Source organism: Acidobacterium sp. S8 (assembly GCF_009765985.1).
GTDB lineage: Bacteria > Acidobacteriota > Terriglobia > Terriglobales > Acidobacteriaceae > Alloacidobacterium.
This window is the reverse complement of sequence record NZ_LMUM01000004.1, coordinates 24,834-43,806: the sequence shown is the minus strand read 5'-3', so window position 1 is coordinate 43,806 and position 18,973 is coordinate 24,834. Positions and strand designations below refer to the sequence as shown.

General features: G+C 55.2%; 19 protein-coding genes. 7 read left to right on the top strand and 12 right to left on the bottom strand.

Annotated elements, in window-relative coordinates; genetic code table 11:
* Window positions 1–3: 3 nt before the first annotated feature.
* From GSQ86_RS00880 to GSQ86_RS00865, 4 genes are all read left to right on the top strand, one after another.
* On the top strand, window positions 4–2,445 hold the full coding sequence (locus GSQ86_RS00880; protein WP_158748071.1) for an ABC transporter permease: 2,442 nt from the start codon (window positions 4–6) through the stop codon (window positions 2,443–2,445).
* An 85-nt stretch (window positions 2,446–2,530) separates the two neighbouring features.
* A complete protein-coding gene (corA, locus tag GSQ86_RS00875; protein WP_158748070.1) occupies window positions 2,531–3,397 on the top strand; it encodes a magnesium/cobalt transporter CorA in 867 nt (288 codons plus the stop codon).
* A gap of 234 nt (window positions 3,398–3,631) precedes the next feature.
* Window positions 3,632–4,597, top strand: coding sequence for a glycosyltransferase family 4 protein (locus tag GSQ86_RS00870; protein WP_158748069.1), 966 nt, complete (start codon window positions 3,632–3,634; stop codon window positions 4,595–4,597).
* Between the two features lie 9 nt (window positions 4,598–4,606).
* Window positions 4,607–5,665, top strand: a complete 1,059-nt coding sequence (locus GSQ86_RS00865) for a hypothetical protein (protein ID WP_158748068.1) — start codon at window positions 4,607–4,609, stop codon at window positions 5,663–5,665.
* 142 nt (window positions 5,666–5,807) lie between these two features.
* On the opposite strand, the gene GSQ86_RS00860 is transcribed toward GSQ86_RS00865, so the two are convergent.
* The 8 genes from GSQ86_RS00860 to GSQ86_RS00825 all read right to left on the bottom strand — a co-directional run bounded on the left by GSQ86_RS00860 (window position 5,808) and on the right by GSQ86_RS00825 (window position 12,745).
* On the bottom strand, window positions 5,808–6,368 hold the full coding sequence (locus GSQ86_RS00860; RefSeq protein ID WP_158748067.1) for a hypothetical protein: 561 nt from the start codon (window positions 6,366–6,368) through the stop codon (window positions 5,808–5,810).
* A 96-nt stretch (window positions 6,369–6,464) separates the two neighbouring features.
* The gene (locus tag GSQ86_RS00855) at window positions 6,465–6,725 is read right to left on the bottom strand and encodes a ferredoxin family protein (protein WP_158748066.1); all 261 of its coding nucleotides are present in this window, start codon (window positions 6,723–6,725) and stop codon (window positions 6,465–6,467) included.
* A 90-nt stretch (window positions 6,726–6,815) separates the two neighbouring features.
* On the bottom strand, window positions 6,816–7,709 hold the full coding sequence (locus GSQ86_RS00850; RefSeq protein WP_254062049.1) for an inositol monophosphatase family protein: 894 nt from the start codon (window positions 7,707–7,709) through the stop codon (window positions 6,816–6,818).
* The gene (locus GSQ86_RS00845; protein WP_158748065.1) at window positions 7,706–8,017 is read right to left on the bottom strand and encodes an RNA chaperone Hfq; all 312 of its coding nucleotides are present in this window, start codon (window positions 8,015–8,017) and stop codon (window positions 7,706–7,708) included. Before GSQ86_RS00845 ends, GSQ86_RS00850 begins: the two co-directional genes overlap by 4 nt.
* A gap of 4 nt (window positions 8,018–8,021) precedes the next feature.
* Window positions 8,022–8,930, bottom strand: coding sequence for a VWA domain-containing protein (locus GSQ86_RS00840; protein ID WP_158748064.1), 909 nt, complete (start codon window positions 8,928–8,930; stop codon window positions 8,022–8,024).
* A complete protein-coding gene (locus GSQ86_RS00835) occupies window positions 8,927–9,625 on the bottom strand; it encodes a molybdenum cofactor biosynthesis protein MoaE (RefSeq protein ID WP_158748063.1) in 699 nt (232 codons plus the stop codon). The genes GSQ86_RS00840 and GSQ86_RS00835 overlap by 4 nt, the downstream gene beginning before the upstream one ends.
* A 56-nt stretch (window positions 9,626–9,681) precedes the next feature.
* A complete protein-coding gene (locus tag GSQ86_RS00830) occupies window positions 9,682–12,333 on the bottom strand; it encodes an ABC transporter permease (RefSeq protein ID WP_158748062.1) in 2,652 nt (883 codons plus the stop codon).
* A gap of 70 nt (window positions 12,334–12,403) precedes the next feature.
* Window positions 12,404–12,745 (bottom strand): PadR family transcriptional regulator, encoded by a 342-nt coding sequence (locus GSQ86_RS00825; RefSeq protein WP_158748061.1) that lies wholly within the window; start codon window positions 12,743–12,745, stop codon window positions 12,404–12,406.
* A gap of 871 nt (window positions 12,746–13,616) precedes the next feature.
* On the opposite strand from GSQ86_RS00825, the gene GSQ86_RS00820 reads away from it, so the two are divergent.
* Window positions 13,617–13,874 carry a hypothetical protein gene (locus tag GSQ86_RS00820; protein ID WP_158748060.1) on the top strand — a complete coding sequence of 86 codons (258 nt, stop codon included), beginning with the start codon at window positions 13,617–13,619 and terminating at the stop codon, window positions 13,872–13,874.
* A 29-nt stretch (window positions 13,875–13,903) separates the two neighbouring features.
* On the opposite strand, the gene GSQ86_RS00815 is transcribed toward GSQ86_RS00820, so the two are convergent.
* The 4 genes from GSQ86_RS00815 to GSQ86_RS00800 form a co-directional block, all read right to left on the bottom strand.
* Entirely contained in the window at window positions 13,904–14,734 is an 831-nt protein-coding gene (locus GSQ86_RS00815) for an RES family NAD+ phosphorylase (RefSeq protein ID WP_216840960.1), read from the bottom strand.
* 20 nt (window positions 14,735–14,754) lie between these two features.
* Window positions 14,755–15,204, bottom strand: a complete 450-nt coding sequence (locus GSQ86_RS00810) for an antitoxin Xre-like helix-turn-helix domain-containing protein (protein WP_254062047.1) — start codon at window positions 15,202–15,204, stop codon at window positions 14,755–14,757.
* A 120-nt stretch (window positions 15,205–15,324) separates the two neighbouring features.
* Window positions 15,325–15,534 (bottom strand): DUF3311 domain-containing protein, encoded by a 210-nt coding sequence (locus GSQ86_RS00805; protein WP_158748059.1) that lies wholly within the window; start codon window positions 15,532–15,534, stop codon window positions 15,325–15,327.
* A 29-nt stretch (window positions 15,535–15,563) separates the two neighbouring features.
* Window positions 15,564–16,112, bottom strand: coding sequence for a DUF488 family protein (locus GSQ86_RS00800; protein WP_158748058.1), 549 nt, complete (start codon window positions 16,110–16,112; stop codon window positions 15,564–15,566).
* A gap of 110 nt (window positions 16,113–16,222) precedes the next feature.
* Between GSQ86_RS00800 and GSQ86_RS00795 the strand changes: the two genes are divergently transcribed.
* Window positions 16,223–17,125, top strand: a complete 903-nt coding sequence (locus GSQ86_RS00795; RefSeq protein WP_158748057.1) for a glycerophosphodiester phosphodiesterase family protein — start codon at window positions 16,223–16,225, stop codon at window positions 17,123–17,125.
* 135 nt (window positions 17,126–17,260) lie between these two features.
* On the top strand, window positions 17,261–18,652 hold the full coding sequence (locus GSQ86_RS00790) for a PP2C family protein-serine/threonine phosphatase (RefSeq protein WP_254062046.1): 1,392 nt from the start codon (window positions 17,261–17,263) through the stop codon (window positions 18,650–18,652).
* Window positions 18,653–18,973: the final 321 nt, after the last annotated feature.

Here is an 18,973-nt window from a genome sequence, read left to right as displayed (position 1 = left end):
AGCATGGCAAATCTGCGGCAGGACCTGTTCTACACTTTCCGGCGTCTTTACCGTTCACCTGGTCTCGTGCTCGCCGTCGTCCTCTCCATCGGGCTCGGCATCGCCGCCAACTCCACCATCTTTTCCATGGTCAGCCACTTCGTGCTTACTCCGCCACCGGTGGGCGATCCCAGCACGCTACTGTCTCTGAAAACCACAGACAAAAATGAGTGCTGCAACAACTTTCCCTGGCCGCTTTACACGGACCTGCGCGACCAGGCAAAATCCTTCTCCGGCCTCGCCGCCTACTACGAACTCCTGCCCGCCTCCATCGGCGGCAAAGGTGAACCCGAGCGCCTTTGGGGGCAAGCCGCCACAGCAAACTACTTCGACGTAGCCCAGCTTCGCATGGCCCTCGGCCGCGGCTTCCTTCCAAGCGAGGAGCACGCCCAGGTCATCGTACTTGGCTACCGCCTCTGGCAGCGACGCTTCTCTTCCGACCCAGCGATCATCGGCAAAGCCATCATGCTCTCCGGGCATCCATATACTGTCGTCGGAGTTGCATCTCCCGGCTTCCACGGCCTCGACCTCATCCTTGATCCACAATATTGGGTTCCGCTTGGCAACATCGAAACTCTCGCCCCCAGCACCCTCGGCAACACTGTGACCGTATGGCAAGGGCGTCAGAACCACTGGCTCGCAGTCAACGGCCGTCTCAAGGCAGGCACCACGCAAACGCAGGCAGCCAACGAACTTAAAACATTCGCACAGAACTTCGCCAAGGCTTACCCCGCAACCGATAAAGACAATGGCTTCTATCTCGACCGGGCCGGCTCCCTGCCCGCGCGCGACAAATCTACGATCCTGCTATTCCTTGCCGCACTCTCCATCGTCGTTCTGCTTGTCCTCGCCATCGCCTGCGCCAATGTCGTGAATCTGCTTCTCGCTCATGCTGCCGCCCGTCAGCGTGAAATGGCGGTTCGCATCGCCCTCGGAGCCACGCGTAGGCTGCTCCTTCGCCAGATGCTTCTTGAAAGCGTCATCCTCGCAGTCGGCGGCGGGCTCGTCGGCACCGCGCTTTCGCTTTGGGCAACGTCCGCGCTCACAGCCTTCCGCATTCCCGCACCCATTCCCCTCGACACAGCCGTCACCGTCGATTGGCGCGTCCTCGTCTACACCTTTGTTCTCAGCGTCGGCACCGGCCTGCTCTTCGGCCTTATCCCCGCATGGATCGCTTCACGTCCCATACTCAGCAGCGCCCTCAAAGGCGAAGACGCGCTCGCGCGCCCCGGTCGCCGCATCACACTGCGCAATGTCCTCGTCGTCGCGCAGATCGCCATGTCCATCATCCTGCTCTCTGCCACAGGACTCTTCCTGCGCAGCCTCGAACACGCTTCCACCATCGATATCGGCTTCCGTTCGCGCAATGTCCTCATGGTCTCCGTCGATCCACGCATCCACGGCTATTCGCCCGACAAGACTACGCAGTTCCTAACCCAGCTTCGCGACAGCGTCGCCACCCTCCCCGGCGTCATCTCTGCCGCTGCTACTGACAGCATCCCGCTCTCCGGCGGCAATCGCAGCGACGGCATGGTGGCCGAAGGGAATCCGAAACAGCAGGCTCCCATCGTCGAAATGTATATGGCCACGCCCGGGTACTTCGAAGCCCTCGGCATCCCCCGCATCGCGGGCCGCGACTTCGCCAATGAATCCCCTACAGGCCCAAAAGTTGCCGTCATCAATAAGGCCCTGGCTGAAAAGCTCTTTCCCGGCGAAAGCCCGATCGGCCAGCACATCCGCGATGGCAGTGATATCTATCAGGTCATCGGCGTTGTCGGAAATATCAAGTCACGCTTCATCGGCGAAGACACACGCCCAGTTCTCTTCCGTTCGCTTGCGCAGACGACCGGCACCGACCCCGCTTTTATGGGCTACACCCTCATCGTCCACTCCGAAGCCGACACGGCGAACCTTTTCTCTGCCATACACCAGCAGATTCATGCCCTCGACCCATCCATGGCCGTCTATAACGCTGAAACAATGGAAGACCACCTCCGCAGCGCCCTGTTCCTGCCCCGCCTCGCCGGAACCCTTTTCGGAGTCTTTGGCTTCATCGGACTCGTCCTCGCTTCCATCGGGCTCTATGGTGTAATGAGCTACGCTGTCAGCCGTCGTACGCGCGAAATCGGAATCCGCATCGCTCTCGGCGCACAGCTTGCAGCCATCCAGCGCCTCATCCTTCGCCAGGGGATGTTGCTCACTCTCATCGCCCTCATCATAGGTCTGCCTGCCGCGCTTGCTGTGGCAAAGCTCTTCAACAGCTTTCTCTATGGAGTTCGCCCACACGACGTCCTCACCTTTACCGTGGTTCCGATTTTTCTTGCATCGATTGCACTGCTTGCAAGTTGGATACCTGCCCGCAGAGCAGCGAAAGTCGATCCTCAAACCACGCTGCGTTACGAGTAGAAACAGTGTTGGCTGCCAGCCGAACGGTGCTTTTGCATTTACGCGCTGGCAGCCAAAACCTTCCGACCGTACAATTCCTCACAGCATGGAATGGCACAATATCGTTGACCCTTCAAGTCCTGAGCTGGATAAGCTGGCTGAGCAATATCACCTGCATCCACTACACATTGAAGACTGCCGGCAGCGCATTGAAAGCGCGAAAATCGAAGAGGGCGAAAGCTATCTATTTACCGTCGTCAAGTGCATCGAACTGACTGCCGATGGCAGCATCGATGCGCATGATATCAATCTTTTTCTCGGCAAAGATTATCTGATCACTGTCATCGAAGCGAATGATGTGGACACGCTACAGCGTATGGATCATCTGCGCGCAAGCAATAATCATGCCAGGGCAGATCAGCTCTACTACAGAATCATGGACACGACGTTCGACAGCTATTTTCCGGTGCTCGATCATTTCAGTGACACCATTGACGAACTGGAAGACGACGCCATGGAGGCTGCGACTCCTAATACACGCTCGCGCATCTTCGACATTAAGCGCATCCTGATCAATCTTCGCCGAATCCTGGTGCACTCGCGCGATGTGATGGCACATCTGCAGCGCGTGGATTCGCCCTACATCAAAAAAGATATGTGGCCTTTTCTGCGCGATCTTTATGACCACATCGCGCGGAATCTCGATCAGGTAGAGATGCTTCGCGATCTGCTTAGCGGGTGCCTCGACGTTTATCTCTCGAGTGTGGCTAACAGAACAAATCAGGTCATGAAGGTGCTTACGGTTCTCAGCACCATCGCGTTGCCGGCGCTCGTGCTCTCGGGCATTTACGGCATGAATGTCAAAGGGCTGCCCGGCTCTGAAGCTCATTATGGACTAGCAATCGTGTTGGCGTTGATGGCAAGCTGCACGGCGGGACTTCTTTGGTTGTTGCGCCGCTTCCATTGGCTCTAGGCAATGACCAATCTGATAATATTGGTGTATATGAGAGTGGTGATTTCTGTCTTCAGGCCATTTCATTCCGCTCTGCTGGCCAACACCCTAATCAGAAAACATCACTCCGTTACGATCTACAGCGGTGCACCGCGACGGTTCTTTCCAGGCTTGTCTGAAGAAGCTCGCACCCGCCTTGTACCTCCTCCACTTACCATCCTGGGACGTTTGTTGCACAGGAATTTTCCTGCCCGGATGGCGCTGCAGGAAGTGGCGCTATGGGACAAAAGCGTTGCGGCAATTTGTGCCCGTTCGGATATTTTTTTCGGGCTAGCGTCCACTTCTCTTTATTCAGGCCTGAAGGCAAAACAGCGCGATTCGCGTTATGTGCTTGACCGTGCCTGCCCGCATGTTGATTTTCAGCAGGATCTCGTCCGCGAAGAGTCTGCGGCACTAGGTTCGATGTTTCGGGAACAACCGGCATGGTTCCGTGAACGTCAGCTGCGTGAATACGAAGAGGCCGATGCCATTCTGGTTCCGTCTGACTACACTGCGCGAACCTTTCCTTCGGAACTGCGAAGCAAGTTGGTGAAAGCGCCGCTCATCGGACGGTGCGCGATCCCCAGCACTATCCGCGAAAAACGGAATGATGTTTTCACTGTCGGTATCGTCGGCGGCGAACCGCGGCGGAAAGGCTATCTCTATCTATTACGTGCCTGGAGGAAGCTGGCACTCCCAAACGCAAAGCTTCTCATTCGAAGCAGCGCGGACTTCTCACAATTTCCTGCATTGGCACAGTTGCTAAAGGAATTGCCAAATGTGGAGATTGTCTATTACGTTCCGAACATCAGTGACTTTTATCAACGCTGTGACGCCTTTGTGCTCTCTAGTGTGGACGACGGATTTGGGATGGCACTCTTTGAAGCGATGGCCAACGGTGTTCCCTGTATCGTCACACGTAATTGCGGCGCCTCCGAGTTACTGACCCAGGGGAAGGACGGAATCATCGTCGACGCGCGCAATGATCAGCAGATCGCAGATTCTCTGTTGCGCCTCTATGAAAACGAAGAGGAACGAAGCTACCTTGCAAAGAACAGCAGCGAGACTGCGCGTGCCGTCGCGGGTGGAGGGGCCGTCCTGTACGAGCGGGCGATTCAAGAACTGTTGGAAAAATGCGGATCGCGAGGCATCGCGCTCCAAGCCATGCCGTACAGCGCCTGAACCGAACGGATGCTTTTACCCCATCGATATTTCGCCGCGTGGCCAACATCTGATCGGCCTGTCATTGAGCTAGCTGGTGGCTCGCAATGGAATCCGAGCCTTCCGGCAGAGTGGCGCTATCCGCTGGCGGTGCTTTCACTCGCTGAACCAAGTATTCAAGATCGCGCCCTTCATTTCTACATTACAAAAGATGCTGTCAGGCTTCCTGAATATGGTCCGCATGTAGTTGCCGTTCTCCTGCAGGAGGAGCGCTGCAAGGTTCCCTCCTATGCACTGCATGTGCGCGGCATCGTGCGGAATCTTCATTTCATTCCATTCCTTGGCTTCCGGCCTCGATGGACCATCAACCGCCTCAATGCTGTGCTGACTTTCGAATACGCGCGTGATTGGATGCTGCATTACCGCTCCCGTCAGGCACTGCACACGCCGCATCCGGAATGGCCCCCGCGTCTTCACTCCATTCTGCGCATTTGCACTATTCCTCTGGGCTATCACAGTCAGGAGGAGTTGCCGCAAATTGCAATGCAAGACCGCACGCTCGATTCTTTTTTTGCCGGTGAACTTGTCAGCGAGGTACCTCCTACTACCTACCGCTACTGGGTATCGACATCGAAAGCAGAGGCGCGCAAGCAACTATGGCGTGCCCTGCAAGAGATCAAACGCGATCCGGAGTGGCAAATCGATCTCGATAATATCGGTACTGCTGATGCCAGCAGCCGAGCCGCTCAGTTCAATAGCTATTCGAAGAAGATGATGAACAGTCGCATCTGTTTGGCTCCGCGCGGCTCGATGGCGGAAACCTATCGCCTGTATGAGGGCCTTCGGGCCGGATGTCTAGTCATCACAAATCGCCTGCCGGACGAACCGTTTTTACGCAACTCTCCTGTCATCCAGGTCGATCATTGGAAAGAACTGCCTGGGCTGCTGCGACGGTACGCGCGCGATTTCGTTGCACTGGAACATTACCGCCAGGCAGGTCTCGAATGGTGGCAGAAACATTGCCACGAAGATGTCATCGGTCCGCAGGTCGGCCATTTTTTGAATGGCTGTCCTGGTGGCTGTCCCTAGAATATTTCCAGATACGCCTTAGGAAACGGCCCGGAGACTGTAAAAACTGGGATCGAAGACGAACGCGCAACCGGAGCGGTTGCGCGTCATACGGAATGCTGAAATCTTGATCCAAAACACGGATATGTAGATAACCAAGCTATCATCTCAATCTCTTGAAAGGATTGTTTCTATTTAAAGCGCTAAAGAGTGGCGCGCCCCATGCTCCGGCTGCGAGGATTGCCCCGAACAGGATCACAGCATCGATGCTCTCTCTTCCCTGCCGCGACCAATAAACATCCTGCAGGTTCAGCCAAAGGGCGAATTCGTCGAGAGTGAGAGCTGCGCCAACACCGTACAAAATCGACAGCAGGCGGCTCAGGAAGATAGATGTTGGTGAGTTTCCTGTGCCCACTTCGGCCAGAGTGCAGTAGCCAACCAGCAGCAGGAGCAGGATTCCCCAGACGAGATGATGAATGTGACGGCCGTCGACCATCACCCATCCGAATGGGCCGACGTGGTGCGTAATCGAGCGGACCAGAAGACGAACTCCGGCAAACGTAATAAAGAAACTTACTGATGCCAGAAAAAGGCGGCGGCGCGGCCTGTCGGGTATAGTTTGATGAACCAGAAAACCGATCTTGGTAAGGTGCAGAAGCAACAGCATCGCAGCTGTCGCAAGGAGAGAAAAGATGATGAGTATCCACGCGCCGGTCAAATGCATATTCGCAATTATGATGCGCTATTCAGGAGATAAATTGCAGGGCAAAAAGACAAACGCGCAACCGGAGCGGTTGCGCGTCATGCGGAATGCTGGAACTTAGCGACCGAAAAAGGTAGCGTTCTTCTCGGTGTAGTTCTGCCACTTTTCGGGCAGATCGTCAGCTGCGAAAATCGCCGAAACGGGACAGACGGGAACACACGCGCCGCAGTCAATGCACTCTACCGGATCGATGAAGAGCTGTTCCTGGTCGGCATGGGGAGTCTCGTCTTTCTTGGGATGGATGCAGTCAACAGGGCACGCATCCACGCAAGCCGTGTCTTTCGTGCCGATACAGGGTTCAGCAATTACATATGCCATGAGAGCTTCTCCGATTGCAGGTGATTGAATTTATTGTAGCAGCGTGAGGCAGCCGACCACACGCCTCCGCGAGCAAAAAGCAAAACTTTTCTATCGTCCGCGTTCGGCGCGCATCGCTGCGAAATCGCCCGGTGTCGGAATGGGCTCGAGGTCGCGTCCGGCGAACATATCCTGAAAGAGGGCAATCACTTCCCCATCGATCATTCCATTCGTCGCCAGCACTTCACGGCTGTCCAGCTTGAACGGGCTGCCGTCAAATGTCGTCACCGTGCCGCCAGCTTCCGTCACCAGCAGCGCCCCGGCGGATGTGTCCCATGGGTTGAGATTGAACTCCCAGTAGGCATCGAAGCGGCCACAGGCTGTATATGCCAGATCGAGGGCCGCCGACCCTGCCCGCCTCACTCCATGCGAGCGGAGGGTAATCTGCTGATAGAAATAGATATTCGGATTCTGGTGGCGCGATCTGCTGGGGAATCCGGTAGCCAAAAGGCTCTCGCCAAGATGATCGGTGCGAGAGGCATGGATTTTCTTCCCGTTGAGAAATGCGCCTTTACCCTTCTCCGTGAGGAAAAGTTCCTCGCGCATGGGATCGTAGATCACTCCGGCGATCAGCGTTCCATCTTCATTTGCAGCTAAGCCGGCTGGGCGATGTTCCAAGCCGAGAGAAACGCAGAAGACCGGAAACCGGTGCGCAAAATTGGTGGTGCCATCCAGCGGATCGACGTACCAGCGATATTCCTGATCGAGGCTGTCTCGTGTTCCCTCTTCACCGTAGATGCCAAACCCGGGAAAGCTGGCGCGTAATCGCTCACCGATCAGCTTCTCCGAGGAGCGGTCCGCTTCGGTGACAAGATCGACGTCTGATTTGTATTCGGTGGCAACTCCGCGGTGATAGAAGTCCCGAATCAACGCTCCCGCTTCGAGCGCAATTGCGGCGGCGGGAGCGGCAAATTCCAGATGAATATCCGCAGGCAGTCGGCTCACTTGGCCTCTCCCTCTGGAGCAGCCTCTTTCCGCGCCTGCCTCGCTCGTGCGCCATGGCGGCTTGCCTGCTCAGTAATGGTTCGTATCTGATGCTTATAGATAAAGAGGTTTGGCTTACCTTCGCGCGTCAGCCGGATCATACGATCGTCAAAGTATTCAATCCATCCGGTAACGGTCTCGCCGTCACGCATTTTTACTGCTACGGGCACCTGCTTATCGCTCAGAAAACGGAGATACAACGCTTCCTGCCCGGTATCGCCGGGAGGAGGAGACTTCTGACGACGGCGCGCGGAACTGAGAATAGCCATACAGTCATTGTAGCGACTGTCCGGACGCCGCGTAATAACCGGTGCGATGGCGCACTGAATAAGGCATATTTGGAGGCTGTTTGACGGTCACGCCGATCGTGCGGAAATCTGAATCTGCTATGCGATGCGCCGGGTAGTATGCCAGCAGATACTGCGTACGGAGATCGTCTGAAACCTTCTGAAAGGCCTCGGCCAGGTGCGCGGCGTCGGCATAGTAATATTTTCCGCCCGTCTCCTGTGAGAGCGTAATCATCGCGTGCTCTCCGCCCGTATCGCGTCCGGCATCGGCGGCAATAGGCACATCGATGATGCTGTAGACCATTGTTTCCGAGCGCACTGCTTGTTCCAGGGCATCGGCGTAATCGGTTCCCTTCACCGTGTTGCTTCCGTCAGAGATCAGCACCAGTACCTTACGCCCCTGCTGGCTGATGAGACTTTGTGATGCCAGATACACCGCTGCATAGAGCGCCGTGGCGGGGCCGGTCATCAGGTTTTCAATTCCGTAGTCGATGCGGCTCAGCTTGTTGGTAAAGGGCACTACTTCCCTTACCTCTGAAGAAAAATCGATCAGGTCAAGCCGGTCCACGGGCCGCAATAGCGAATGTACAAAGTTATGTGCGGCACGCTTCTCAACGGGGAGATCTTTGTTCACGCTGCCGCTGGTGTCAATGGCCAGCACGATGGAGAGCGGCATCTCCGATTGACGTTCGAAGACAGATATTTTCTGGGGATGGCCATCTTCCGCCAACGTGAAGTCATCCTTGGTCAAGCCGCCTACTGGCGAACCGTTCGTATCCGTCACATTGACGAAGACATTTACCAGCCTCACATCGACGCGAATGGGGGGAGACGTTTGCGCATTCAGAATACCTGCAGTGATGAAGGCAACTGCCGCCGCGGGAAAAAGCCTCATGAAGCAGCCACGCCTTTCATTTCTTCCGGAAAAGGCTCACCATCGGCCCACACGGCTCCATCTTCAAAATGTTCTTTCTTCCAAATTGGAACCGTCTTTTTGAGCGTATCAATCAGCCAGCGACAGGCATCAAAAGCCGCGGGGCGGTGTGCTGAGGCTACGGCGATCAGCACACTCGTCTCGCCTATTTCAAGCTTGCCGAGGCGGTGCACCAAAAACACCTCACGGACAGAGAATTGCTCAATCGCCTGCTGCGCAAGCTCTCGCATCTGCTTCAAAGCCATTTCTTCGTAGGCTTCATAAACGAGATGCAGAGTGCGACGGCCGCGTGTATTGTTGCGCACGATGCCGTCAAAGACGACAACCGCGCCATCCTCTCCCTGTTTCAAATTTGCAACGAGTGACTCAGCATGGATCGGCTCTCGTACCAGGGCGATATGGGAAGCCTGCGCGCCGCCGCTCACAGGGGGCAGCAGCGCTACTTCATCTCCATCGGACAGGGCAAGTGTACGCGGGGCATAATCATGATTGACGGCAACCGCCAGCGAGTCCCAAAGCTCATCGCGAGTCGGTTTCTCTCCGCGAAAATAATCGAGTAGAGTGTCTACCGTCGCGCCATCCGGCAGATCGACGGTGCTCGCCGCTGCCGGTAAGATATCCTTCAAGACTCCGAACAAAAGAACCCGCACCTGCATAACGTCTAGAATACTGATCTTTTAGACGCCGAAACGAGCAGCAGGTTGTCAGGGTTCTATTCCTCGCGTAAAAGCATCAGCGGATCGGCACTCAGCGCGCGTTGTGCCGGAATCCATGTAGCCAGCAAGCCCAGCAGCAACATGATGAGCACAACGCCGCCCAGGACGAGCGGATCGCGCGGCGTAGCCTCGTAAACTACCGAGGCCAGCACTTTCGACGCCGCCATTCCCAATAGAAGGCCAGCGATCGAGCCCAGCGCGAGGAGGCGGAAGGCCCTCCCAAGTGCCGCTCCCAGCACTTCACTGCGTTGTGCGCCGAGGGCGACCCGGATTCCAAGCTCACGCAGGCGTTTGCTCACGGAATAAGCAGCCATTCCGAAGATACCCGTAACCGCCAGCATCGCACCGAGTGCCCCCAATACTCCCAGCGCAATCGTCGCCACACGCGAGCCGAAGAGAGCGCTGTCCAACTCTCGGCTCCATGTACGGATGGTGAATGGCAGTCCCGGATCGAGACCTCGCAAAGTCTTTTCCATCGTGATGGCTAGCTGGTGCGGGTCGCGGTTCGAGCGAATTATCAGCCAGCTTGCACTCGTGGGAGATTGCAGAATTGGATAAAACATAGCCGGTTGTGGATCTTCAGTAAGAGTCTTGTATTTGCCGTCCTCGACAATGCCAACAATGTGGATGCGGGTGCCTTCGACCGTTTTGTAGTATCCGCCCAACGCACTGGCCTCTGAACCAAAAATCCGCCGTGCGAATTCGCGATTCACGACGGCGACACGTGGCGAGTCCTTGTCGTCATGCCATGTAAAGGTGCTTCCTCTCAGGAGAGCTGTGCCAGCGGCCTGGAAATACTCCGGAGATACGCGATAAATCATGGACTCCGCAGCGGCATTTGAGACTCTGAAATCCGTTGTGGTGTCTTTGAAGACCATGGAAGTGCTCCATCCCATCGCCAGGGGCGGACGCTCAATCATTCCTGCAGAGCTGACACCGGGAATTGCCTGCATGGCCTGGATCATGCGCTTCTGCATGACTTGCGTCCCATCGCCACTATACCCGGCCATGCCCAGATCGGAATCCACCACCATTGCATTTTGTGGTTGAAACCCGAAGTTGCTATGCAGCGAACGCACAAGCCCGCGCACGGCCACAAGAGAAGATGTCACTAGTACGGCGCAGATGGTGATCTGGACAATCAGCAGCAGGTCGCGGCCGGTAAATCTCCGGCCTGCACCACTCGCAGAACCGGCTTTGACAATCTGATAGGGATTGGCGCGAAGCACCTGACGCACTGGCACGATGCCAAAGAGCAGCCCGCTGATCAAAGCCAGCACCAGCGCAACCACATACACGGCTGCGTCCGGATTGACCGGCACATTGATCGGCATATTCGGCACCGGCTGCCAGGTACTCAGCCAGCGGAGAATCACCACGCCTCCGACCACGCCAGCAGCACCACCGGTCAGGGCAATGATGACTGCCTCGGTCAGCAATTGGCGCAGCACACGTTTGCGGCTCGATCCGAGCGCAAGGCGCAGTGCAATTTCGCGCGCTCGATCTGCCGCGCGAGCGGCAAACAGACTGCCTAGATTCGCACAGGCTGCGAGCAGAATAAGCCCTGCAAGCAGCATTAAACCAGTAACAAATGCCCGTACCGGACGACCGAGCATATCACCAACTAATCCGGGACGCGTAAGCGCGAAAGTTTCGTCTGCATCGTCTTTTGGGTAGGTCTTCGCGAGATCGGCGCCGATTGAATTCAGATCGGCCACTGCCTGTGTGGGGGTGATGCCTGCTTTTAATCGTCCAATGAGGCAGATGCTTCGAGCACCGCGCTCAGTCAGTGCATTCCAGCCTTCCACCTGCTCTTGGTTCATCATCTCTGCCCACAGATCCGGAGAAAAAAAGAGTTCGGTCCCGCGAAATTTGGGAGGAGCTACGCCAAGAATTGTGAAGGGATGCTTGTTCAGTTGCACGACTCGGCCCACCACACCTGCGTCGCCCTGAAAATGGCTGCGCCAATAGTTGAAGCTGATTACGACATATGGAGCGCTGTTCGGACCATGCTCATCGGCGCGATGAAAGAAGCGTCCGAGATAGGGCTGGATGCCCAGCACATCGAAATAATTCCCGCTCGCCTCATAAATCCACACCGTTGACGGGTTCTTGCCCGTATTCAATCCTGCTGGATACATGCTGTAGGCCGCTATTCCATCAAAATTGCGGTTACGGTCACGCAAGTCCGCATAGTCGGGATACGACTGCATCGGGACATTGTCTTTGCCCTTTTCCAGCATGTACAGGCTCTGCGGATTGGGCACATTCAGCGGCCGCAGGATGAGCGCGTTCATCACACTGAACACGACTGCGTTTGCGCCAATGCCGAGTGCCAGTGTGAACACTGCGACGGCCGTGAAGCCGGGCGACTTCCACAGCACGCGCACGCTGTGCCGCACATCCTGCGAGAAGGTTTCCAGATAATTGCCGGCAAGTGATTCGTGGCTTTCCTGCCGGTATCGTTCATGACCGCCAAATTCGATTTGCGCACGCCGTTTCGCCTCAGCGCGAGGCATTCCGGAGCGCTCCAGATCATCGGCCCGGTGCTGGACGTGTGAGCGAAGCTCCTCTTCCATCTCGCCATTGATCCGTCCACGCCGTAACAAAGTAGAACTAAGAGAACGAAGATATTCAATGAATCGCATGCTTACTCCTCGCGTAACAGGGTCAAAGGATTGACAGACAAAGCTCGCTGCGCCGGATGGTTTGTGAGTCTCATACCTCCTCCGGCTGCGCAGCGAGCGCGGTGGCAATGGCAACGGCAAGACGGTTCCAGCCTTCTGTTTCCTCCTGCAAGCGTTTCCGGCCTGCGGTGGTCAGCTCATAGAATTTGGCGCGGCGATTGTTATCGGAAACACCCCAGCTTGCCTGCAGCAGTCCCTGACGCACCAGCCGGAAAAGCGCCGGGTACAAAGCGCCCTGCTCAATCAGTAGCGCCTCTGCAGAAATCTGCGCTATGCGTAGGAGAACTCCGTAGCCATGCAGAGGACCGAGAGAGACGGCTTTCAAAATCAGCAAATCGAGTGTGCCGGGGAGAAGCTGAGCCTGGTCAGTCACGATCCCTCCTAAGATGATTAGGAATGTAACGCTGCCTCTCCTAAGCTGTCAAGGAAAGAAAACAGACAATGGATTATCCGGGTCGAAATTGGTCTGGAATTGGGAATAACGATGGAGGATCAGTATGGGAAGGAACAGCTATAGGTTGGTTTTGATTGTCCTAAGTGTTTGTTTACTCTGCGGCCGCGTTCAGACCATCGGCAGCTTGAAATCGCGAAGCGGCCGCCGCTTTAAGCTACTTTTCCATCAAAACTGGCTCGGTTTGTGTCCGAAAGCCTTTTTCCTCGTCTTCGCTCGGGTAGTACCACATCGCGCAGGAAGAATTCCTCGTGGCTGTCATTCGTTCTCATTCTCAGGCTCACTGTGCCATCCGGGGGAAACTCAAAATCGTGTGTCAGATAGCAGGGCCCGCACAACCAGTAATGCTCTACGGATACATCTTCGTTTTTGCCGCGAATCACGCGCACCACGCGCCCGTCTCGCAAATAATCAAGCGTTCTCCTGCAGGCCGGATTGAAACAGCGATCGATCACGAAACACCTCCAAATGGATCATCATGCAAGGATGCGATCAAACATCGCGAAGGTTGGCTAGGAACATCCTAAGCCCATAAAGGACGTCATCGCGTAATTAATAGCTAAAATCTCACATCTATAACCAACAGACGATTTACTAAATGGCTTTGTTTCGGAACGATACTGAAACTTTTTCCAAAATTTACTTTAGGCAAATCAGGACGAACTTTTGCGTGGTAGCAACATGGAAATTTGCAGTCCGATCTTTTATGGGCTGAAGCTACACTTCATCGCCGCACGAATGTGAGCTGTTGCTTTGCATCTCCGTATATGTAACGACCTCAAGGAGACTGAAGATGACGGATTATCGCGTGCACCACGGAGAAGTCGCAGAAGACCAACTTACAGCAGCCATGGAGCGCTACTCAGCAAAGACGCCCAGTAGCCTTTTCCTTGGCGCTTCAATTGCATCCATGGTCGCCTCACTGATTTTTAAAGCCAGCGGCAAGGAACATCACGCTCTGTTCGTTGGCCAGTGGGCAGCGCCCTTCCTGCTACTTGGTATTTATAACAAGATGGTAAAGCAGCATGGATCGGACGCCACCTCCAGATAAACACTCGTTACGTATGCGTGGACTACGGCTCAAAATCCTTCTTTGGCAAAGACGGTTCGAGTCGGAGTCCATGTCATACGAAACCGATTCCCTTTACGAACATTGGCTACCACGCTCGGCCGGAAGCAGGCAATGCACGTTCCGCCATTCCTCCGGACGCTGGGATAAATCACGCCTATTGAACCTTGATGCAGCAGTTCGACGGCCAGCTTCTGAGAAGTGATATAGCTTGCCGGGTCCAGGCAATCGGTGTACCGCTCGCGTCTATCTTCCGGCTGCGCCTCCGGACGCAGATCGTGGAAGCCGCCGGAGAAATCCGCCAGGTACTCGTCGTATTGCAAGATCTCGCGCTCTCTCCAGTCCACCTCGGCAAATTCCACCGACTTGTGAAACATGACCTCAGCTTTTGAGGTTGCAAGTTCAAAGGCCGCATACCATGCGCCACGATCGGGCGTAGAAAAGCGTGCGCCCAGAGGATTGGCATGGGTAAAGGCTGCATTGATAATGCGGTAATGCGGAATGTTGAAGACCAGCTCGCGCTGCGTGATGCCCGGGCGTAGATTCTCTTCCGCTTCGAGACGCGCATTCGTAGCGTTGTCCAATTCGAAGATCTGTTGCAGATGCTCATCGCTATCGGCGATGCGGGTGAGCACCGATTCATAATTGGAGCCGTACTTCGCCGGGAGCAGGCGGTGAGTATCGAAGCGCCGCAACGGCGTTACTGGCGGCAACTGCTCTCTTGCCTGTAAATCTTCCTGGACAGGGGCTTCGGGATGAGCTTCCATCTGCGCCCGTACGGCTGGCAGCAAACCCGAAGGATCGCGCGGATTGACCAGATTCTCTGTTTTGGGCCTGCTCATATTTTGGGGGAGTGAGCTTATTAACCACCGCGTCTTGCATCCAGCAGACTGCGTATTCTCTCCATTGCCGGAGTGCCGCCCTGAAGCATGTATGTGAGAGGCGTGCGACCCGTAAAGAGTGGATTGCTGTTCGCCAGCTGCACCCAGCCATCGGCCAGCCTGGTGCTGTAAAGAATATTGAGTGCCTTGAAGATGCCGATCAGATAAGAAATCCGCTGCAAACGATCCTGATCGAGGACGCGATTCGGCTTCTTTTTCAGCTCGTAATAACCGCTGCTGGAAATGCCGCCGAGCAGCAGCATCGCCTCTTCGTCGCGTATGCTCCAGCGATCGACGATATTGAAAAATGCCCGCAATGCAGCCGGCGAAAGACGCCGGCGCTCCTCTGGCCGTGAAAGATCGGGCAGAGCAGGCGGTGCATACATGGTTGCCGGATACGCAAGAGCCTGATTGCCGGTATGACTTGCCACAGAAACCTTCTCCCCGACGAAGAGAGAAATATGTGTTCTCTCCATCTATGGAGAAGTATAGCTCCAAAAATGGTGCAGCGCGAGTAATCCAGATGTTAACTTCACAGATTCCGGCTTATTTCAGGCGCGATTGCGCGTCGCCAGGTAGACAATTCCCGTGAGAATCCCGGTCAATACAATCCAGGCCATCTGGTACCAGTAAAAAAATGGAAAGCCAAACAATACCGGAGCCGACCTCGCGTAGATGCCGGGGAACATCAGTCCCAAAACCGGGAGCAAAAGCAACCAATACCAGTAAGAGCGGCGCGATTTGCGTTCAGAAGCAGCCATATGGAAGTGAATTTTACCCTGAAGCGAGCTTAGATATCGACCCCGGCAAACAGATCGTCCTCCGCCGGATACCAGAGTCGCTTTCCTTTCACTCTCGCAAATGAGGTCAGCTTATGCGGCTCGCGGCGACTGTGACCCTTCGTGTCATAGTAGATGTCTTCAACCACAATGCCTCGCACGAGCAGCGCATCAGCGACGAGGGAACGATGGCAGCGCCACGGAACGGCTTCCGCGCACATCACCGTAGTCTGTTCATGCGGACTGGCTGCGAGCAGCTCATCCAGGGCGGCGGAAAATTCTGGCGTCTGCAGATAATCGGCGTAACCGCGAAAGCTTGAGTTGCGCCAGCCGGTATTGATGGAGTCCTTGAGCGGATGCCGCAGGCCGCCCAAATTCTTTTGCCAACAGTAGTTTATTTGCGCATTTTCGAGCGATTTTTGCAGGTTTTCCTGCGCAAATTGCGGATTATGACGCGATTTTGGGATGGTACGGATATCGACCAGCCTCTCGACGCCATTCTCCTTCAGGATGGCTAGAAAGATATCAATAGGCAGCGTGGAATGGCCGATGGTGAGCATTCGCTGACTCTGATATTAACGGAGAAATTCGAGCCGATTATGATCTGGTTTCCTCATTGATTTCATCCAGTTGCAACACCCCACATTAAAGAACAAAATACACTCGCGCTATGTTGCGGACTCTTACTTGGCTCTTTGCTACTTCCTTGATCGCTTTTACTTCCAACGCGCAGACGATCCTGGTCCATGGACACCGGGGATCACGTGCAGCTCGGCCCGAAAATACGATTCCTGCGTTTGAGTATGGGATTCAGCACGGCGCCGACGTGCTGGAGCTTGATCTTGCCGTGACCAAGGACAATGTTCTTGTCGTCTCTCACTTCCCTTTCATCACACCTGACCACCCCGGCGAACGTGTCTGTGTTGGACCGGAGGTGCCTCCGCACACGGCGATCCATACGCTGACGCTGGCGCAGGTGGAACAGTATGACTGCGGGTCGAAGACACTGGCTGCCTTCCCAAAACAGCAAGCGGTGCCGGGAACAAAGATTCCTACCTTCGACCAGGTGCTCGATCTTGCGCCTCAGGGCAAGTTTGATTTCAACGTGGAGACGAAGAGCTTTCCCAGCCATCCGGAGCTGACGCCGACGCCGGAAGTGTTCGTGAAGCTGATCGACGACGCGGTGAAGAAGCACGGGCTTCAGTCTCGGGTAATTCTGCAGAGCTTCGATTTCCGCACGCTGGCGGCGATGAAGAAGCTCGATCCTTCGATCCGGCTTTCGGCGCTGGTCGGCGATCCAAAAGGCGACGAGATGATAGGCATCACCGATCACGATAAAGATTTTGTCTCGATCGGTAAGAAGACGGAGGCTCAGATTATCAGTCCGGATTTTCACCTGGTGACGCCAGAAAAGGTGGCTGCGGCGCATGCTGCCGGATTGCAGGTTGTTCCATGGACCGCGGATACTCCTGAGGAATGGCAGGCGCTGGTCGATGCCAAGGTCGATGCGATCATTACCGACGATCCTGAAGCGCTGGTGGTCTGGCTGCGGGAAAAGAAACTGCATCCATAGCTTTCGACAACGTAGTTGTTTCTTGCCATCCCCAGCGATACCGGAAGCTCGCATCGCTGGGATTCTTCGCCTGTGGCTCGGAATAACCACACTCGTTCTCGATAGCGGTGAAAGGATGATTTACCATCCTCTGCAATGTTGCTGATCGATTCCCAACTTACAGCCAGCGAAGTTCTCCACATCTTTCATCGGGATGAGCTGTATTTGTTTTTGGGTTCATCCTTTATGACGGTCGGACTGATTGCGCTGGGATTTATCGCCATCCGACGCAGATTCGACGCACTGCTTTTCTGGCTTGGGATATTCGCGATTCTCTATGGCGGTCGCCTATGGGTGCAGTCGAATTTCCTGGCCATGATGGTACCGCCCTCGAATTTCTTTTTCCGCCTCATCGTTGCCCAGGATTTCCTGGTCAGTATTCCGGGGTTTTTCTTTTTTCAGGCAAGCGGATATCTTGGCCGGATAGGCCGGATACTTACTCCGGTTTTTACCGTCCTTATGCTGTCTCTGCTGGTTGCCAACAGTCTGGGAGCGTCAGTACTGCTTCTGCGACACATTAACAATGGTGTCCTCATCGTTGCTCTGCTTATCCTGATCGCGCAGTCGTTTCTCCGCGATCGCAAGGCGGATACAAAAGACTTCGTCATAATTCGCAACGGTCTGCTCATCTTTGCCGCATTTGCTTTGTGGAACAACATTGTTGGCGCGTTCGGTTTTTATACGCGTGTAGAACCGTATGGCTTTGCCATATTCCTTTGCTGCCTGGGCTATGTGGCGTCGCGGCGTGCTGTGGAGCGTGATCAGCAGCTTAACGCTCTGCATAAGGAACTGGATGTAGCCAAACGCATCCAGCTTTCTATTCTTCCTCCAATGTTTCCTGTTTCGCCACACTTCAAAGTGGTGGCGCGCTATGTGCCGATGACTTCTGTGGCCGGTGACTTCTACGACTTCCTCGCCGTACAGGATGGGAAAGCCGGGTTGCTGATTGCCGACGTTTCCGGCCATGGGGTGCCCGCGGCGCTGATCGCGTCCATGGTGAAGCTGGCTGCTACTTCGCAGAAAGAACATGCGGCGCACCCGGCAGAACTACTGGCCGGAATGAATACGACTCTCTGCGGGAATACGCAGAACCAGTTTGTCACCGCTGCGTATGTGTACCTGGATGCTGAGGCGGGTGAACTGCGCTATGCCGCCGCCGGCCATCCGCCGATGTTGCTGATCCGCGACGGTGAGGTGACTACGGTTGAAGAAAACGGCATCATGCTGGCGTTGTTTTCGCACGCGGTCTATACGTCGATTGCCTGCAAGCTACGAAAGGGCGACCGGATTGTGCTTTATACCGATGGCATCATCGAAGCCGAGGACACGAAAGAAGAGCAGTTCGGCAGCGAGAGGCTTCGCGCGCTGCTGAGGGAATGCACTGGGTTTAGTCCGGATCAGACTGCAGACCTGATTCTTGCTCGGGTGCGGGCATGGTCTGTCGAGCAGGATGACGATCTGACTTTGCTGGTTTGTGATTACACCTAAAGGGAATATCCCTCCCTGTTTGGTACGAAGTTTTTTTCACCGGGCTAAAGGCCGCCGCTTCCACCTTAAATCTTGTATCCCATCATTCTGGCTCAGGCTGTTTTGCTATCCCACCCTTTGCTTCGCAAAGGATGGGGCACCCGGCACCCGGCCTCAACCTAAACACGCCCGCTTCTCGCTCGCGCTTGAATCGGAATAACCTCTTAAGCCTCCATATCTGGAGTGATATTCGCTTCTTTGCATCCTCTGGATTCTTCGTCGCTTTGCTCCGCAGAATGACGGCACTGCTGGATGGGAGACTCTAAAAAGGAAAGGGCATGA

Excerpts from the sequence above, each read along its gene's own strand:
- GSQ86_RS00830 (WP_158748062.1), bottom strand. The coding sequence starts at position 12,333 with ATGCGATTCATTGAATATCTTCGTTCTCTTAGTTCTACTTTGTTACGG.
- GSQ86_RS00870 (WP_158748069.1), top strand. The coding sequence starts at position 3,632 with ATGGCGCTGCAGGAAGTGGCGCTATGGGACAAAAGCGTTGCGGCAATT.
- GSQ86_RS00880 (WP_158748071.1), top strand. The coding sequence starts at position 4 with ATGGCAAATCTGCGGCAGGACCTGTTCTACACTTTCCGGCGTCTTTAC.
- GSQ86_RS00865 (WP_158748068.1), top strand. The coding sequence starts at position 4,607 with ATGCTTTTACCCCATCGATATTTCGCCGCGTGGCCAACATCTGATCGG.
- GSQ86_RS00840 (WP_158748064.1), bottom strand. The coding sequence starts at position 8,930 with ATGAGGCTTTTTCCCGCGGCGGCAGTTGCCTTCATCACTGCAGGTATT.
- GSQ86_RS00835 (WP_158748063.1), bottom strand. The coding sequence starts at position 9,625 with ATGCAGGTGCGGGTTCTTTTGTTCGGAGTCTTGAAGGATATCTTACCG.
- GSQ86_RS00845 (WP_158748065.1), bottom strand. The coding sequence starts at position 8,017 with ATGGCTATTCTCAGTTCCGCGCGCCGTCGTCAGAAGTCTCCTCCTCCC.
- GSQ86_RS00860 (WP_158748067.1), bottom strand. The coding sequence starts at position 6,368 with ATGCATTTGACCGGCGCGTGGATACTCATCATCTTTTCTCTCCTTGCG.
- GSQ86_RS00800 (WP_158748058.1), bottom strand. The coding sequence starts at position 16,112 with ATGCTCACCATCGGCCATTCCACGCTGCCTATTGATATCTTTCTAGCC.
- GSQ86_RS00815 (WP_216840960.1), bottom strand. The coding sequence starts at position 14,734 with ATGAGCAGGCCCAAAACAGAGAATCTGGTCAATCCGCGCGATCCTTCG.
- GSQ86_RS00855 (WP_158748066.1), bottom strand. The coding sequence starts at position 6,725 with ATGGCATATGTAATTGCTGAACCCTGTATCGGCACGAAAGACACGGCT.
- GSQ86_RS00820 (WP_158748060.1), top strand. The coding sequence starts at position 13,617 with ATGACGGATTATCGCGTGCACCACGGAGAAGTCGCAGAAGACCAACTT.
- GSQ86_RS00805 (WP_158748059.1), bottom strand. The coding sequence starts at position 15,534 with ATGGCTGCTTCTGAACGCAAATCGCGCCGCTCTTACTGGTATTGGTTG.
- corA (WP_158748070.1), top strand. The coding sequence starts at position 2,531 with ATGGAATGGCACAATATCGTTGACCCTTCAAGTCCTGAGCTGGATAAG.
- GSQ86_RS00790 (WP_254062046.1), top strand. The coding sequence starts at position 17,261 with ATGTTGCTGATCGATTCCCAACTTACAGCCAGCGAAGTTCTCCACATC.
- GSQ86_RS00795 (WP_158748057.1), top strand. The coding sequence starts at position 16,223 with ATGTTGCGGACTCTTACTTGGCTCTTTGCTACTTCCTTGATCGCTTTT.